Below are 15,814 nucleotides of genomic sequence, written 5' to 3' on the forward strand. Positions count from 1 at the left end.
GCCCAGCCATCAAAAATCTCAATACAGAGACAAAAACTCGAACAACCCTCTCAAAACCAAATAATCCCTTTAAATTTCAATAGCTTAACTTCTGGCACGAAACTCGCTATAGCCCTTCCCACAAAGCTTCACCTACAAAAATAACAATCCAGGAGACACACCATGAGTGTGATCATTGCCTTGGCAGCTCTTACGCTGCTGATGGTGGCTGCTTACCGTGGCTACAGCGTTATCCTCTTTGCCCCGATCGCCGCCCTCGGCGCCGTCCTGCTCACCGACCCTTCCGCCGTTGCCCCAGTCTTCACCGGGGTGTTCATGGAAAAAATGGTCGGCTTCGTCAAACTGTATTTCCCGGTGTTTCTGCTCGGTGCCGTGTTCGGCAAGCTGATCGAGTTGTCGGGTTTCTCCCGCTCCATCGTCGCAGCGGCAATTCGCTTGCTCGGCACTCGCCAGGCGATGCTGGTGATCGTGCTGGTCTGCGCCCTGCTCACTTACGGCGGCGTGTCACTGTTTGTAGTGGTGTTTGCGGTCTACCCGTTTGCCGCCGAGATGTTCCGCCAGAGCAATATTCCCAAGCGCCTGATCCCGGCGACCATCGCCCTCGGCGCGTTTTCGTTCACCATGGACGCCCTGCCCGGCACGCCGCAGATCCAGAACATCATCCCTAGCACCTTCTTCAACACCACCGCCTGGGCGGCACCGTGGCTGGGTGTGATCGGCACGATTTTCGTGTTCTGCGCCGGCATGCTGTTCCTTCAGAGCCAGCGCAACAAGGCCCAGCGCAGGGGTGAGGGTTATGGTTCCGAGCTGCGCAACGAGCCGGAAACCGCGCCGGACATCAAGCTACCCAACCCGTGGATCGCGCTCTCGCCGCTGTTGATGGTGGGCTTGATGAACCTGCTGTTCACCCGCTGGATTCCGCTGTGGTACGGCAAGACTCACAGTCTCTCGTTGCCAGGCATGGCAGCACCGGTGACCACCGACATCGCCAAACTGACGGCGATCTGGGCGGTCCAGGCAGCCTTGCTGGTAGGCATCGTCATGGTGCTGGTATTCGCCTTTCAGACGATTCGCGGCAAGTTGGCCGAAGGCAGTAAAAGTGCGGTCAGCGGCGCGCTGCTGGCGGCGATGAACACCGCGTCGGAATACGGTTTCGGTGCAGTGATCGCATCGCTACCGGGTTTTCTGGTGCTGTCCGGCTGGCTCAAAAGCATTCCCAACCCGCTGGTCAACGAAGCGATTACCGTGACCCTGCTGGCCGGCATCACCGGTTCGGCGTCGGGCGGCATGAGCATTGCCCTCGCGGCGATGTCCGAGACGTTCATCAGCGCCGCCCATGCCGCCAATATTCCGCTGGAAGTGCTGCACCGGGTCGCCGCGATGGCCAGTGGCGGCATGGATACCCTGCCGCACAACGGCGCGGTGATTACTTTGCTGGCGGTCACCGGTTTGACCCACCGCGAGGCCTACAAAGACATTTTCTGTATTACGCTGATCAAGACACTCGCTGTTTTTGTGGTGATCGGTACTTTCTACGCCACTGGCATTGTGTGAGGTATTCATGACGACTCTTTCGGGCAAGACCGCACTGGTCACCGGTTCCACCAGCGGCATCGGTCTGGGGATCGCCCTGAGCCTGGCCAAGGCTGGCGCCAATCTGATCCTCAACGGTTTCGGCGATGCATCCAGGGTAGTTGCCGAAGTCGAACAATTCGGCGGCAAGGTCGGCCATCACCCCGCCGACGTCAGCGACCCGACGCAGATCGCCGACATGATCGAGTACGCCGAGCGTGAGTTCGGCGGCGTGGATATCCTGATCAACAACGCGGGTATCCAGCACGTGGCGTCGGTGGAAAATTTTCCGGTGGAGCGCTGGGACTCGATCATTGCGATCAACCTGTCGTCTGTGTTTCACAGCACCCGTTTGAGTTTGCCGGGGATGCGCACCAAGGGCTGGGGACGGATCATCAACATCGCGTCGGTGCATGGCCAGGTCGGTTCGGTGGGCAAGGCGGCGTACGTCGCGGCCAAGCATGGTGTGATCGGTCTGACCAAAGTGGTCGGTCTGGAAACCGCTACGACGAACGTCACCTGCAACGCCATCTGCCCGGGTTGGGTGCTGACGCCACTGGTGCAGAAGCAGATCGATGATCGCGCCGCGACCGGGATCGACCCGCAGCAGGCGCAACATGATTTGCTGGCCGAAAAGCAGCCGTCGCTGGAATTCGTGACGCCGTCGCAGCTGGGTGAGTTGGTGCTGTTTTTATGCAGCGAGGCCGGTAGCCAGGTGCGTGGCGCTGCGTGGAATATTGATGGTGGGTGGTTGGCGCAATGAACCACCGGTAACCTGTGGCGAGGGAGCTTGCTCCCGTTCGGCTGCGAAGCAGTCGTAAATCGGTTTTGGGACAGCTTCGCTGTCCAGCGGGAGCAAGCTCCCTCGCCACAGTAGACTGTGTACACATAAGAAAAAGAGGCCAAGCCATGTCCGACATCCTCTGGCAACCCGGCACCGAGCGCATCGGCAAAACCCGCATGGAGGCCTTCCGGCGCTTCGTCAATCAGCGACATGCCCTTGAGATCGCCAACTACCCTGCCCTGCACCAGTGGAGCATCGATCAGCGGGAAGCCTTCTGGCAGGCCATCGTCGATTTTTTCGACATTCGTTTTCACAATCAGCCAGACACGGTGCTGATTGAGGGCGCACAAATGCCCAGCGCCCAGTGGTTCCCCGGCGCCACGCTGAACTTCGCCGAGCACCTGCTACGTCGTCGCGACGATGCCGTGGCGGTAGTGGCCATCGGTGAAAACGGCCAACGGGAACACCTGACCTGGGTCGAACTGGCGAGCCATGTCGCGGGTTTTCAAAACGGCCTGATAGCCGCCGGTGTCGGCCTCGGCGACCGAGTAGCCGCGTGCATGCCAAACACCTGGCAAACCCTGGTGGCGATGCTCGCCACCACCAGTCTGGGCGCGATCTGGTCTTGTTCATCCCCCGACTTCGGTACCCACGGGGTGATCGACCGCTTCGGCCAGATCGAGCCGAAAGTGCTGATCACCTGCGCTGGTTACCGCTACGCCGGCAAAGAGATCGATCAGACCGTCAAGATCAACGAAATCCTCGGGCAACTGCCGTCCTTGCAACAGTTGATCGTTGTGCCTTACGCACGACCCCGGGCGCGCATCGAAGACTTCCGTAGCCAGGCCAACGTGACGCTGTGGGACGATTTCTACGACCCGGGCGGCGAGCCGCAATTCGTTCCCGTGCCCTTCGCTCATCCGCTGTACATCCTCTACTCCAGCGGCACCACCGGCGTGCCAAAGTGCATTGTTCACAGCACCGGCGGCGTGCTGCTGCAACATGTCAAGGAACATGGCCTGCACACTGATCTCGGCCCCGGCGACCGCTTGTTCTATTACACAACGTGCGGCTGGATGATGTGGAACTGGCTGGTCTCGGCCCTGGCAGTCGGCAGCGCCGTGGTGCTTTACGACGGCTCGCCGTTTCATCCAGGTCCGGAGCGCTTGATCGATCTGATCGACGACGAACGCATCAACGTCTTCGGCACCAGTCCCAAGTTCCTCACCGCGCTGGAAAGCAATGGCGTGAAGCCGTGCGAAAGTCATGACCTGAGCAGCCTGAAAACCGTGCTGTCCACCGGTTCCGCGCTGTCCCCGCAAAGCTTCGATTACGTCTATCGCGCGTTCAAGTCCGACCTGTGCCTGTCCTCGATGTCCGGCGGCACCGACATCGTTTCGTGCTTTGTGATCGGCAATCCGGTGCTGCCGGTGCGCCGTGGCGAGATGCAGTGCAAGAGCCTGGGCATGGCGGTCGAAGTCTGGAACGACGCCGGGCAGCCGGTGATCGGGGAAAAAGGCGAGCTGGTGTGTACCCGCCATTTTCCGGCCATGCCTATCGGCCTGTGGCATGACCCTGACGGGGAGAAACTGCGAAAGTCCTATTTCAGCCTGTTCCCCGGCGTCTGGGCCCAGGGCGATTACGCCGAGCAACTGCCCCATGGAGGGATGCTGATCCACGGTCGCTCGGATGCGGTGCTCAACCCCGGTGGCGTGCGCATCGGCACGGCGGAAATCTATCGTCAGGTGGAGAAAGTCCCGCAGGTGCTGGACAGCGTCGCCATCGGCCAGCAATGGCAGGATGACGTGCGAGTGGTGCTGTTCGTGAAGTTGCGCGACGGTGTCGAGCTGGACGAAGCGCTGCAACAACAGATTCGCCAGGTCATCCGCGCCAACACCACGCCACGGCATGTGCCGGCGAAGATAGTCGCGGTGACGGACATTCCACGGACCATCAGCGGCAAGGTGGTCGAGCTGGCAGTGAGGAATGTGGTGCATGGCCAGAAGGTGAATAATACCGACGCACTGGCCAATCCCGAGGCCCTGGAGCAGTTTCGCGACCGCCCTGAATTAAACGATTGAAACGTAGATCCCCTGTGGGAGCGGGCTTGCTCGCGAAGACGATTTCACATTCAACATTGATGTTGTCTGATAGGCCGCTTTCGCGAGCAAGCCCGCTCCCACATTTGATCGTCGTTGTCAGCGCTAGTCCACCAATCCCCATTCTCCCGGCGGTGTATGGGGCCCGGGCGTGGCCTCGGCGTGCATTTTCAGGCGCAGTCGCAAGTTGTTCACCGAGTCCGCATGTTTCAACGCCTCTGCCTCATCGATCGCGCCTTCGGCAAACAGTTCGAACAGCGCCCCATCAAACGTCTGCATCCCCGCCTCTGACGACTTTTCCATAATCCCCTTGAGCTCGGAAAGCTCATTGCGCCGGATCAGGTCGCCGATGGTCGGCGTTCCCAGCATCACCTCCACCGCCGCCCGGCGCTGCCCATCGCGGGTCCGCACTAGCCGCTGGGAAACAAAGGCCTTGAGGTTATTGCCCAGGTCATGGAGCAGTTGCGTCCGGCGCTCTTCGGGAAAGAAGTTGATCACGCGGTCCAGCGCCTGATTGGCGTTGTGCGCATGCAAAGTGGAAATTACCAGATGACCGGTATCGGCAAACGCCAGCGCGTGCTCCATAGTCTCGCGGTCACGGATTTCGCCGATCAGCACCACGTCTGGCGCCTGGCGCAGGGTGTTTTTCAACGCTGCATGAAAACTGCGGGTGTCGACGCCAACCTCACGTTGATTGACGATCGACTTCTTGTGCCGATGGATAAACTCGACCGGGTCTTCGATGGTGATGATATGGCCGCTGCTGTGGCGGTTGCGGTAATCGATCAGAGCCGCCAGCGAGGTCGACTTGCCCGAACCGGTCGAACCGACGAACAATATCAGCCCTTGTTTGAGCATCACGGTTTCGAGCAGCACCGGTGGCAGTTTGAGGTCTTCGAAGCGTGGAATGTCGAGTTTGATGTTGCGCGCCACGATGGACACATCATTGCGCTGCTTGAAGATATTGAGCCGAAAGCGTCCGACGCCGGCCAGGGAAAGCGCCAGGTTCATCTCCAGTTCGCGATCGAACTCCAGGCGCTGTTCAGCGTCCATGATGGACGCCGCGATGGCCGCGATTTCTCCGGGCTTGAACGGTTGCTCGGCCAAGGGTTTGAGCACACCGTCGAATCGCGCGCTGGGTGGCGCGCCCGTGGACAGGTAAAGATCGGAGCCATTGCGGCTGGCCAGAATTTGCAACAGTGCATCGATTTCCATGGCAAAAAGCACCCGCGAAGCATTCAATTGAAAAAATGACCCAAAACGGGTCATCCAGCGTCTACCGCCATGCAAGGATAGTAGACGCCGCCACACCGACTGACGCGCAGGACATTGTAATGAACGCACCACCGACCGCCAGCGACGCCCAGGCCTTGATTGCTCGACTGGACTGGACAAACAACCCCTTGGGCGCCGCCGATCACTGGCCGCAGAGCCTGCGCACCGCCGTGGACATTGTGATTCACTCGCCCATGCCGATGCTGTTGCTGTGGGGCCCGCAGCTCACGCAGATCTACAACGACGGTTTCGCCTTCCTCGCCGGCAGCAAGCACCCACACGCTTTCGGACAACCGACGCACCTGATTTGGCCAGAACTGAAAGACTTCACCGACCCGATTTACAGCGCCGTCCTACAGGGCCAGGTGCGGACCTACAGCGAACAGCGCTTTACCTTGCAGCGTGATGGTGAGGATTCTGACTTCTGGCTGGATTTGACCTATAGCCCCATTCGCAATGAAAGCGCCGAGGTCGCCGGGATTCTGGTCACGGCCATCGAAACCAACGAACGCCGCCGCATCGCCCTGGAACTCGAACAACGCTCCGCCGCCAGTCTCAAGGCCCAGCACGAAACCGAGCAGCGTCTGCAACTGGCGCTGGCCGCCACCGATGCCGTCGGCACCTGGGACTGGGACATCGGCGAAGACCGTTTCATCGCCGATGCCCACTTCGCCCAATTGCATGGCGTCGACGCAAGCCTGGCCAGCCAGTTGCCCATCAGCGAATACCTCCACGGTGTGCACCCGGAAGATCGCGCGATGATTGCCCGCAGCATCAAGCACTGCATCACCCATGGCAGCGAGTACGCCGAGGAATATCGCTTGCTGCAAGCCGACGGCCAACTGCGCTGGGTGTTTGCTCGGGGCCGTTGCTACAAGGATCATCATGGCCGACCGATCCGTTTCCTCGGTGCCGCATTGGACCTGACCGAGCGCAAACACATCGAACAGGCCTTGCGCCAGAGCCAGACCGAGCTGCAACTGATCATCAACGCGATGCCGATCCTGATCAGTTACGTCGACAGCGAGGAGCGCTTTCGCCTCAACAATGCCGCCTACCTGGAATGGTACGGCCTGACGCCCCAGGAGCTTTACGGCCGCACCGTCCGTGAAGTGCTGGGCGATGAAGCCTATGCCCTGCGCGCCGAATACATTGCCGAGGCACTGAAAGGCAAGGCCTGCAGTTTCAGCATCAGCGCCGCGCACCGCGACGGCAGCAACCGTCAGGCCTTGATGAACTACCTGCCCCGTCATGGCGCGGACGGCGCGGTCAATGGTTTCTACATCTTCGTGATCGACGAGACCGAGCGCAAACAGACCGAAGAAGCCCTGCGCAACCTCAACGAAACCCTTGAAGAACGCGTCAGCGCCCGCACTCAGCAATTGGCCGAAGCCAACCAGCGACTGCAAAACGAGATGGTCGAACGCGAGCGCGCCGAAGACGCCTTGCGCCATGCGCAGAAAATGGAGGCGGTGGGACAGCTCACCGGCGGCATCGCCCATGACTTCAACAACATGCTCACCGGGATCATCGGCAGCCTCGATTTGATGCAGCGCTACATCGCCGACGGGCGTGCCGCCGAGATCGGTCGTTTTACCGAAGCCGCGGTATCCTCGGCTCACCGCGCCGCCGCCCTGACCCATCGGCTGCTGGCGTTCTCCCGGCGTCAGTCGCTGGATCGCAAGCCGCTCAATGCCAACGAGCTGGTGCATTCCCTGGAAGATTTATTCCGCCGGACCAAGGGCGACCATATCGAACTCAAAATGCAGCTGGCCGATGAAGTCTGGCCCGTCAGCACTGACGTCAGCCAACTGGAAAACGCCCTGCTCAACCTCGTTATCAATGCCCGGGATGCGATGCCCGAAGGCGGCGAGCTGCTGATCGAAACCGCCAACGTTCACCTCGACGGTAGCGACATCACCCCCCTGGAACCGGTCAGGGCCGGGGATTACCTGATGATTGCCGTTAGCGACAACGGCACCGGCATGACGCCGACTGTGTTGGCCAAGGCTTTCGACCCGTTTTTCACCACCAAACCCATCGGCCAGGGCACCGGCCTTGGGCTATCAATGATCTATGGCTTCGCCCAGCAGTCGGGCGGGCATGTCAATCTTCACAGCCTGCCGGGCCAGGGCACCTGCGTTCGCCTGTATTTGCCACGGTTGCACGTCGCGGTGCCGGAACTCACGCTGGTGCCGCTCACCGGCGAAACACCGGCAGCGGTGGCCGGTGAAACCGTGGTGTTGGTGGAAGACGATCCGGCGGTGCGCATGCTGGTGCTCGATCTGCTCAATGAGTTGGGTTATCACGCCCATGAAGCCGAAGACGCGAAGGCCGCCCTGCCCTTGCTGGAATCGGACCTGCGGGTCGATCTGTTGGTGACCGATGTCGGGCTGCCGGGGATGAACGGTCGGCAACTGGCGGAAATCGCGCGTCAGCATCGCCCGGATCTCAAGGTGCTGTTCATGACCGGTTATGCGGAGAAAGCCGCCGAACGCCAGGGCTTCCTGGAAGAAGGCATGGACATGGTGGCCAAACCCTTTTCCATAGACCTGTTGGCCAACAAGATTCGCACGATGATCGGCCAAGCGGACTGAGTTAAGGCATAATCGCGCGCCCCACGCTGGCACCAACATAGCCACCACCGTTGCAAGGTACGCCTCAATGAAAGCCCAAGCCCGCCATATTCTGGTGAAAACCTCGGAAGAAGCCGAGCAGCTCAAACAACGCATCGCCAAGGGCGAAGCCTTCGATGTGCTGGCCAAGAAATACTCCACGTGCCCGTCCGGCAAACGCGGCGGCGACTTGGGCGAAGTGCGGCCCGGGCAGATGGTCGGCGTGATCGATGCGGTGATCTTCAAAAAACCACTGCGGGTCGTGCATGGGCCGATCAAGAGCAAGTTTGGTTATCACCTGGTGCAGGTGTTTTATCGGGATTGATGGGCTTGGCTTCAGGGCCCCTTCGCGAGCAAGCCCGCTCCCACATTTGATCGGTGATGTTCACCCATTATGTGTTCACTGAAGATCTAGTGTGGGAGCGGGCTTGCTCGCGAACCGATTGCGCAGCAAGCAGCCATCCTCCGCTTACTTTGGTATCAGTGCCCCCGGCACCTGAATCACCCGACTCGCCAACCGATGCCCCGCCTCGGCAGCCTCAACCGGGCTACCGCCCTTAAGCCGACACGCCAAATACGCCGCGCTGAACGAATCCCCCGCCGCCGTGGTGTCCACCACCCGTTCGACCACCTGCGCCGGCACTTCGAACGACTCACCGCCACAGCGAATCAGACACGCCTCGGCCCCGCGCTTGAGCACCACTTCAGGCGTGCCCATCTGCTCATAAGCGGCAAACACCGCCGCGCAATCGGAAAAGTGGAACAACGCCTGCTCGTCGTCAACCGTCAGCAACGCCAGGTCGATATAGGGCAGAACGCTGCGATAAGCCGCCCGTGCCTCTTCAATCGACGCCCACAGGCGTGGTCGATAATTGTTGTCGAACACGATCCGGGCATCCCGTTGCCGGGCTTCGATCAGGGTTTCCAGAAGTTTTTCCCGCCCCTGCACACCGAGCACCGCCAGGGTGATGCCACTGAAATACAACACGTCGTAATCCGGCAGCGCCGCCAGAATCGGCGCGGCCGCCGGGGTGGTGAAGCAATCGCGCACCGCTGCTTCGTTGCGCCAGTAGAGAAAACGCCGCTCGCCGGACGCATCGGTCTGAATGCAATACAGGCCGGGCAAGCGACCGGGCAAACGCTGGACCATGTCCAGGCCAATGTTTTCGCTGGCCCAGCTCTGGCACATCGCGTCGCTGAAACTGTCATCGCCCAAGGCGGTGACGTAATCCACCGTACCGCCATCGCCCAGCTCACGGGCCAGGTAGACCGCAGTGTTCAGGGTATCGCCGCCGAAGCTTTGTTGCAGCGTGCCATCGGCGCGCTGCTGCAATTCAATCATGCACTCGCCGATCAGGGCGATGCGCGGGGTGTTGGGGCCCAGGGGGCTGATGCTGCTCATCGTTGTGGGGTCTCTGGTGTTTCGGTGGTGTCTGGGCGGACGTCTTCGCGAGCAAGCCCGCTCCCACAGGGGTCTTGTGAACACTGAAGATCCAATGTGGGAGCGGGCTTGCTCGCGAAGGCCGCGCCTCGGTTCCGAACCTTAAAAACAGGTTTCCATGGTTTCGATGACATTCAGTTGCTCATCCACCAAACACCCAATGCGCCACTTGTCGAACGTCAGGCACGGGTGCGAAGTACCGAACGAAATGATATCGCCCACCCGTAACTCAACCCCCGGCGCCACGGTCATGAACGCATGCTGATCCATCACCGCCGTCACCTTGCAGGCACTCACGTCCTCGCCGATCGCCGGCACCACACCGGCCTTGTAACGCAGCAACGGTACCGGCAGACCGGCGTCATAGGCGACGTCGCGTTTGCCCAGGGCGATCACCGCAAAACCCGGTTCCGGCAACGACTGCACATGCGCCCAGACTTCCAGCGCCGGGCGCAAACCTTCGTGCAGGTCGCTGCGACGGTCGAGCACGCAGCATTGCGCTTCTTTGTAGATGCCATGGTCGTGGGCCACGTAACTGCCGGGGCGCAGCACGCTGAGGAAACGCCCGCCGGCATTCTGCGCTTCGAACGACTCAGCGATCAGGTCGTACCAAGCCGAACCCGACGCCGTGATGATCGGTTTGGCAATGGCGAACGCACCGCTGTCCTGCAACTGCACCGCCAGACGCACCAGGGAATCGGCGAACTCACGGATGCCGCTCACCGCGTGATCGCCGTGAATCACCCCTTCGTAACCCTCGATACCGGTCAATGCCAGCGCCGGTTGAGCTGCGATCGCCTCGGCCAGCGCCAGGACTTCGGCTTCGGTGCGGCAGCCGCAACGACCGCCGACCACGCCGTACTCGATCATCACGTTCAGGCGCACACCGCGCGAAGCGAAATACGCGCCGAGGTCCGCGACGTTATCCGGGTGATCGACCATGCAATAGAAATCGAAGGTCGGGTCTACCAACAGATCAGCGATCAGCGCCATGTTCGGCGTACCGACCAATTGGTTGGCCATCAGCACCCGATGCACGCCATGGGCGTAGGCCGCGCGGGTTTGCGTGGCACTGGCCAGGGTGATGCCCCAGGCACCGGCGTCCAGTTGGCGACGAAACAGCGCCGGGGTCATGCTGGTTTTACCGTGCGGCGCCAGTTCTGCGCCGCTGTTGCTGACGAAGTCCTGCATCCAGCGAATGTTGTGTTCCAGCGCTTCGCGGTGCAGCACCAGCGCAGGCAGGCTGACGTCGCGCACAAGATTGGCGCCTGTGTGGGCAAAGCCCTTTTCCACGGCGGCAGTATTTTTGGCAGAAGACATGGTCGAACTCCTCACATTCGCGGCCGCAGGCAGCCGCTGTTATTCGTTGATACGCCGGGCGAGGCTGTTGGCGCTGTCGATCAGCACCCGACGATAGTCGTTGTAATTGTTCTTCGCATCGGCCCGTGGGGCGACGATGCACAGGGTCGCAATGGCCACGCCGTTCGGGTCTTTCACCGGGGCGGCGAAGCAATGGGTAAAGGTGTCGGCGACGCTATCGAAGGAAAAGAACCCATCGATACCGGCCTGGCGGATTTCCTCGAGAAACCGCTCCAGCGGCAGGCGTTCACCGCCGGGCAGGATGAAGTCGTCGGGGTCGATCAAATCGACTATCTGCTGATCGCTCAGGTGCGCCAGCAACAGGCGCCCGGAAGCAGTCCAGGGGATCGGCGCGTTCTCGCCGATGTCCGAGGAAATGCGGAAATGTCGTTCGCCCTCTTTCATCAACGCCACGGTGTATTTGCGCCCGTTGAGCAGGCACATCTGCGCGGTTTCGCGGGTCTGGCTGACGATCTCTTGCAAGGCAAGATCGGCCTCGCGGGTCAGGTCGAAATGACGCAGATGCGCCTGACCGAGGAAGTACAGCTGACGACCGAGGTAAACGTGACCGTCCTTGCCCACCGGTTCAAGAATGCGCCGTTCCAACAAGGAGGCGACCAGTTCATAGACCGTGGATTTCGGGCTGCCGATGCCGCTGGCGATTTCATTCGGGCGCAGGGGCTGGCCGATTTCCTTGAGGAATTCGAGAATGTCGAACGCCCGGTCCAGACCGCGAGCCCGGCGCTTGATGGTGTCTTCGGTCATGTTTCAGGTTCCCATTCAAAGTGCTGGGAGTTTAACCAGAGTGCGGTGGTGACTGTTAGGCCGCCATCGCGAGCAGGCTCGCTCCCACATTGGATTGCGTTACCCTGTGGGAGCGAGCCTGCTCGCGATGAAGTCACCGCGGTTCAGGCCTTTTTCTTGTACGCGACGCAATCAATCTCGACCTTGCAATCGACCATCATGCTCGCCTGTACGCAGGCCCTCGCCGGTGCGTGTTCGCTTTTGAAGTACTCGGAAAACACTTTATTGAAACTCCAGAAATCCCGTGGGTCTTCCAGCCACACGCCGGTACGGACTACGTCTTCCAGACCGTAACCGGCCTCTTCCAGAATCGCGATCAGGTTTTTCATGGTCTGGTGAGTCTGCTCGACAATGCCGCCCACGATAATTTCACCATCCAGCGCCGGCACCTGGCCGGACACGTGCAGCCAGCCATCGGCTTCGACGGCGCGGGCGAAAGGACGGGGCTGGCCGCCACCGGCGGTGCTGCCGGTGCCGTAACGAGTAATGCTCATGGGTGTTTCTCCTGATTGAAAAAGTTAAAAACGAGTGTTCTTGAGAAATTCCGCCAGACGCGGCGACTGCGGGCGTTCGAACAGTTCCTTGGGTGGCCCCTGCTCTTCGATCCGCCCCTGATTCATGAACACGATCTTGTCTGAGACCTCAAAGGCAAAGCGCATTTCGTGGGTCACCAGCAGCATGGTCATGCCGTCTTCGGCCAAGCCCTTGATCACGTTCAGCACTTCGCCGACCAGTTCCGGGTCGAGGGCCGAGGTGACTTCATCGAACAGCATCAGGCTCGGGTTCATCGCAATCGCCCGGGCAATCGCCACGCGCTGTTGCTGACCGCCAGACAACTGACCGGGGTAATGGTCGCGACGTTCCAGCAGGCCAACCCGCTCCAGCCATTTTTCCGCCAGCGCCACGGCTTCATCCTTGTGCAGCTTTTTGACCTTGAGCAACCCGAGGGTGACGTTCTGCAACGCGGTGAGGTGCGGGAACAGATTGAATTGCTGGAACGCCATGCCGGTCATCGCTCGATGGCGGGCGATGACTTTTTCCGGGTGCCGCACGCGCTTGCCGTTGACCTCGTGATAGCCGATGGATTCGCCGTCGAGCAGAATCTGCCCGCCCTGGAACTCTTCGAGCATGTTCACGCAGCGCAGCAGCGTGGTCTTGCCCGAGCCGCTGGAGCCGATCAGCGTGACCACGTTGCCGCGCTGCATGGTCAAGTCGACGCCCTTGAGCACTTCGAGCTGGCCGTATTGTTTGTGCAGGCCGCGGATGTCCAGCAGCGCTTGATTCTGTGTCGAAACTTGAGCTTGTGTCATGGCAAGGCCACCCGCTTTTCAATGTGCCGGCCGAGTAATTCGATGGCGTAATTGATGATGAAAAAGAGCAAACCGGCGAACAGGTAAAACTCCAGGGTCATGAACGTCCGGGCGATGATCTGCTGGGTGCTGAGCAGCAATTCGGCGACGCCGATCACCGACAACAGCGTCGAGGCCTTGACGATCTCGGTGGACGAATTGACCCAGGTCGGCAAGATCTGCCGCAACGCCTGGGGCAACAACACGTAGCCCAGTGCCTGGTAAAACGTCAGGCCGATGGCCTTGCTCGCTTCCATCTGGCCACTGGGCAGCGCCTGCAACGCACCGCGCACAATCTCGGCGACGTGGGAGCCGCAAAACAGCGTCAGCCCCAGGGTGCCGGCGCCGAATGCGCTGATTTGCCAGCCCAGTGCCGGCGCCATGTAGAAGCACGCCAACACCAATACAAACACTGGCGTGCCGCGAATGATGTCGACGTAAAACCGGAACGGCGCGCGCATCCAGAACGTGCCATAGGTGAGCACTAAACCTGCAACGATGCCGACCAGCGTGCCCAACAAAATCGCCAGCGCCGAGCACTGCACACTGGTCAGAAAGCCCTGCCACAGGACGTCCCGCGCCACCCATAACTCATGCAACCAGCTGGGGGATTCGTACATGGGGGCCTCCTATCGGCGAATCGCCAGACGCTGCTCGAGGTAACGCAGCATCATGGCAATGAGGTAACAGGCCGCAACATAGAGCGCTGTGGTCACCAGCCAGGTTTCAATCACCCGGTAGCTCTCGACATTGATCTTGCGCGCGTAATAGGTCAGCTCCGGCACGGCAATCGCCGCCGCCAGCGAGGTGTCCTTGAACAGCGAAATGAAATTGTTCGACAGGGCCGGCAGCACGTTGCGCAACATCACCGGCACGGTGATGTACGCCTTGACCTGCCACTCACCGAGCCCGATGGCCAGGCCGGCTTCACGTAGCCCCTTGGGAATGCTCAACAACCCGCCGCGGAACACTTCGGTCAGGTACGCCCCGGCATACAGCGACAGGGTGATGATGAACGACGGGATCTTGTCCAGACGAATGCCAAGGCTCGGCAACGCGAAGTAGATCAACAGGATCAACACCAGAATCGGCGTATTACGGATCACCGTCACATACACCGACGCCAGCACCCGCAATGCGCGATGCTTTGACAGCAAAGCAAACGCCATCAGCAGGCCGATCACGCAGCCGATGGCGATCGACACCAGCGCCAGCTCAAGGCCCAGACCGAGCCCCGCCAGCAAGGTGTCGAAGTCGCGCCAGACGGCGGCAAAATTCAACTGATAGTTCATGGTCAGCAGTACCTTGAGCGGGGCGATTTAAAACCGCCCCGCTCTCACGGGATCATTTGTATTCGACGGGGAAACCAATCGTAGGTGTCGGAAGGTCTACACCGAACCACTGCTTGAACGATGCCGCGTAAGTCGGGAACTCAACGCCGGTCATGGCTTCATGCAGGACGGTGTTGACGAAGTTCAGCCAGTCCTGATCGCCGCGTTTGACGGCGCACGAATAGGTTTGCGGGCTCCAGGCATAGGCCGGGCTGCGATAGCGACCAGCGTTCTGCACCATCAGGTACTTCACCGACGACTGATCGGTGGCCGCCGCATCGGCACGACCGGAGTTCACCGCCTGATACATCAAATCCACGCTGTCGTACTGGTCGACCTTGGCCTTGGGCAACGCCTGATGCACCAGTTCTTCGGCATACACGTTCTGCAGCACCGCCACGACCACACCGTCGCCGGCGGCCTTCAGGTCGTCGATTTCCTTGTACTTGCTGTTGGCCGGCAACAACAGGCCCACGCCTTCGCGGTAGTACGGCAGGGTGAACGCCACTTGCTGGGCGCGGCTGGCGGTCACGGTGATGAACTGGCAACTCATGTCGACCTTGTCGGTCAGCAGATTCGGAATTCGCGCATCGGACGACTGCACCACGAACTCGACCTTGCTCGGGTCGTTGAACAACCCTTTGGCCACCATCCGCGCGATATCGATATCAAAACCCTGCAACTTGCCATCCGCTCCCTGGAAGTGCCACGGCGCATTGGTACTGCCCGTGCCCACAATCAATTTCCCACGGGCCAGCACGCTGTCGAGCTTGCTGTCTGCCGCTTGAGCGACACCCATGACAGCGGCCGAAGCCGCGAGAACGAAAACACACGCTTTAAACAACGAAGGTCGGCGATGCATGGCAAGCACTCCAGGGTCATGTTTATTCCGCTATACCGGAAGTAGGTATGTAACAACGGAATAGACAGCAGAAAGTGTGCCACAGGTTATGAGTGGAATCTCGGGGGAATTGAAAAGTGTTTTGAATCAGATGGATGCGCGTTAGCGCGAAGAAGGCGTTACGAAACGCACAAATAAGAGAACGCTACCGTGGGACACAACGCTCGAGTACTTGCACCACATCTGAAGCCATAGCGATTCAAAATGAAGCAGAGCCCTACCTGTAATTTCTGACAGTAGACCCACCTGCTCACCTCCTTTAACGTCAACAGGCCTTCGATAGT

The 15,814-nt window shown here is 60.2% G+C and carries 14 protein-coding genes; 5 read left to right on the top strand and 9 right to left on the bottom strand.

What is annotated here, in order from left to right; translation table 11 throughout:
* Positions 1-162: 162 nt before the first annotated feature.
* The 3 genes from AB7M29_RS21635 to AB7M29_RS21645 all read left to right on the top strand — a co-directional run bounded on the left by AB7M29_RS21635 (position 163) and on the right by AB7M29_RS21645 (position 4,437).
* Positions 163-1,554, top strand: a complete 1,392-nt coding sequence (locus AB7M29_RS21635) for a GntP family permease (protein ID WP_217856297.1) — start codon at positions 163-165, stop codon at positions 1,552-1,554.
* 7 nt (positions 1,555-1,561) lie between these two features.
* The gene (gene hbdH / locus AB7M29_RS21640) at positions 1,562-2,335 is read left to right on the top strand and encodes a 3-hydroxybutyrate dehydrogenase (protein WP_454247910.1); all 774 of its coding nucleotides are present in this window, start codon (positions 1,562-1,564) and stop codon (positions 2,333-2,335) included.
* 146 nt (positions 2,336-2,481) lie between these two features.
* Positions 2,482-4,437 carry an acetoacetate--CoA ligase gene (locus AB7M29_RS21645; RefSeq protein ID WP_217856301.1) on the top strand — a complete coding sequence of 652 codons (1,956 nt, stop codon included), beginning with the start codon at positions 2,482-2,484 and terminating at the stop codon, positions 4,435-4,437.
* Between the two features lie 123 nt (positions 4,438-4,560).
* On the opposite strand, the gene AB7M29_RS21650 is transcribed toward AB7M29_RS21645, so the two are convergent.
* On the bottom strand, positions 4,561-5,670 hold the full coding sequence (locus AB7M29_RS21650) for a PilT/PilU family type 4a pilus ATPase (protein ID WP_217856303.1): 1,110 nt from the start codon (positions 5,668-5,670) through the stop codon (positions 4,561-4,563).
* 119 nt (positions 5,671-5,789) lie between these two features.
* Here AB7M29_RS21650 and AB7M29_RS21655 point away from each other — a divergent pair, with 119 nt between their 5' ends.
* Both AB7M29_RS21655 and AB7M29_RS21660 read left to right on the top strand, forming a co-directional pair.
* The gene (locus tag AB7M29_RS21655; protein WP_217856305.1) at positions 5,790-8,327 is read left to right on the top strand and encodes a PAS domain-containing hybrid sensor histidine kinase/response regulator; all 2,538 of its coding nucleotides are present in this window, start codon (positions 5,790-5,792) and stop codon (positions 8,325-8,327) included.
* Between the two features lie 67 nt (positions 8,328-8,394).
* Positions 8,395-8,670: a peptidylprolyl isomerase gene (locus tag AB7M29_RS21660; protein WP_007898282.1), complete on the top strand. Its 276-nt coding sequence runs from the start codon at positions 8,395-8,397 to the stop codon at positions 8,668-8,670.
* 144 nt (positions 8,671-8,814) lie between these two features.
* Here the strand turns inward: AB7M29_RS21660 and AB7M29_RS21665 are convergent, their stop codons facing one another.
* The 8 genes from AB7M29_RS21665 to AB7M29_RS21700 form a co-directional block, all read right to left on the bottom strand.
* Positions 8,815-9,747, bottom strand: coding sequence for a sugar kinase (locus tag AB7M29_RS21665; protein ID WP_454247911.1), 933 nt, complete (start codon positions 9,745-9,747; stop codon positions 8,815-8,817).
* Between the two features lie 141 nt (positions 9,748-9,888).
* On the bottom strand, positions 9,889-11,106 hold the full coding sequence (locus AB7M29_RS21670) for an amino acid deaminase (RefSeq protein WP_454247912.1): 1,218 nt from the start codon (positions 11,104-11,106) through the stop codon (positions 9,889-9,891).
* A gap of 39 nt (positions 11,107-11,145) precedes the next feature.
* Complete coding sequence (locus tag AB7M29_RS21675) at positions 11,146-11,910, bottom strand: IclR family transcriptional regulator (RefSeq protein ID WP_201062414.1); 765 nt, start codon at positions 11,908-11,910, stop codon at positions 11,146-11,148.
* 143 nt (positions 11,911-12,053) lie between these two features.
* Positions 12,054-12,443: a RidA family protein gene (locus AB7M29_RS21680; RefSeq protein WP_123356725.1), complete on the bottom strand. Its 390-nt coding sequence runs from the start codon at positions 12,441-12,443 to the stop codon at positions 12,054-12,056.
* 24 nt (positions 12,444-12,467) lie between these two features.
* Positions 12,468-13,259, bottom strand: coding sequence for an amino acid ABC transporter ATP-binding protein (locus AB7M29_RS21685; RefSeq protein WP_063340152.1), 792 nt, complete (start codon positions 13,257-13,259; stop codon positions 12,468-12,470).
* A complete protein-coding gene (locus AB7M29_RS21690) occupies positions 13,256-13,918 on the bottom strand; it encodes an amino acid ABC transporter permease (RefSeq protein WP_052964342.1) in 663 nt (220 codons plus the stop codon). Before AB7M29_RS21690 ends, AB7M29_RS21685 begins: the two co-directional genes overlap by 4 nt.
* Before the next feature lie 9 nt (positions 13,919-13,927).
* Positions 13,928-14,590 (bottom strand): amino acid ABC transporter permease, encoded by a 663-nt coding sequence (locus AB7M29_RS21695; RefSeq protein ID WP_105341167.1) that lies wholly within the window; start codon positions 14,588-14,590, stop codon positions 13,928-13,930.
* A gap of 52 nt (positions 14,591-14,642) precedes the next feature.
* Entirely contained in the window at positions 14,643-15,491 is an 849-nt protein-coding gene (locus AB7M29_RS21700) for a transporter substrate-binding domain-containing protein (protein WP_454247913.1), read from the bottom strand.
* Between the last annotated feature and the right edge of the window lie 323 nt (positions 15,492-15,814).

It is taken from the genome of Pseudomonas sp. F-14 TE3623, from assembly GCF_053629015.1.

Bases quoted from the DNA above. Each gene is read 5' to 3' on its own strand.
- AB7M29_RS21635 (WP_217856297.1), top strand. From the start codon at position 163: ATGAGTGTGATCATTGCCTTGGCAGCTCTTACGCTGCTGATGGTGGCT.
- AB7M29_RS21665 (WP_454247911.1), bottom strand. From the start codon at position 9,747: ATGAGCAGCATCAGCCCCCTGGGCCCCAACACCCCGCGCATCGCCCTG.
- AB7M29_RS21655 (WP_217856305.1), top strand. From the start codon at position 5,790: ATGAACGCACCACCGACCGCCAGCGACGCCCAGGCCTTGATTGCTCGA.
- AB7M29_RS21650 (WP_217856303.1), bottom strand. From the start codon at position 5,670: ATGGAAATCGATGCACTGTTGCAAATTCTGGCCAGCCGCAATGGCTCC.
- AB7M29_RS21685 (WP_063340152.1), bottom strand. From the start codon at position 13,259: ATGACACAAGCTCAAGTTTCGACACAGAATCAAGCGCTGCTGGACATC.
- AB7M29_RS21645 (WP_217856301.1), top strand. From the start codon at position 2,482: ATGTCCGACATCCTCTGGCAACCCGGCACCGAGCGCATCGGCAAAACC.
- AB7M29_RS21675 (WP_201062414.1), bottom strand. From the start codon at position 11,910: ATGACCGAAGACACCATCAAGCGCCGGGCTCGCGGTCTGGACCGGGCG.
- AB7M29_RS21695 (WP_105341167.1), bottom strand. From the start codon at position 14,590: ATGAACTATCAGTTGAATTTTGCCGCCGTCTGGCGCGACTTCGACACC.
- AB7M29_RS21670 (WP_454247912.1), bottom strand. From the start codon at position 11,106: ATGTCTTCTGCCAAAAATACTGCCGCCGTGGAAAAGGGCTTTGCCCAC.
- AB7M29_RS21700 (WP_454247913.1), bottom strand. From the start codon at position 15,491: ATGCATCGCCGACCTTCGTTGTTTAAAGCGTGTGTTTTCGTTCTCGCG.
- hbdH (WP_454247910.1), top strand. From the start codon at position 1,562: ATGACGACTCTTTCGGGCAAGACCGCACTGGTCACCGGTTCCACCAGC.
- AB7M29_RS21690 (WP_052964342.1), bottom strand. From the start codon at position 13,918: ATGTACGAATCCCCCAGCTGGTTGCATGAGTTATGGGTGGCGCGGGAC.
- AB7M29_RS21660 (WP_007898282.1), top strand. From the start codon at position 8,395: ATGAAAGCCCAAGCCCGCCATATTCTGGTGAAAACCTCGGAAGAAGCC.
- AB7M29_RS21680 (WP_123356725.1), bottom strand. From the start codon at position 12,443: ATGAGCATTACTCGTTACGGCACCGGCAGCACCGCCGGTGGCGGCCAG.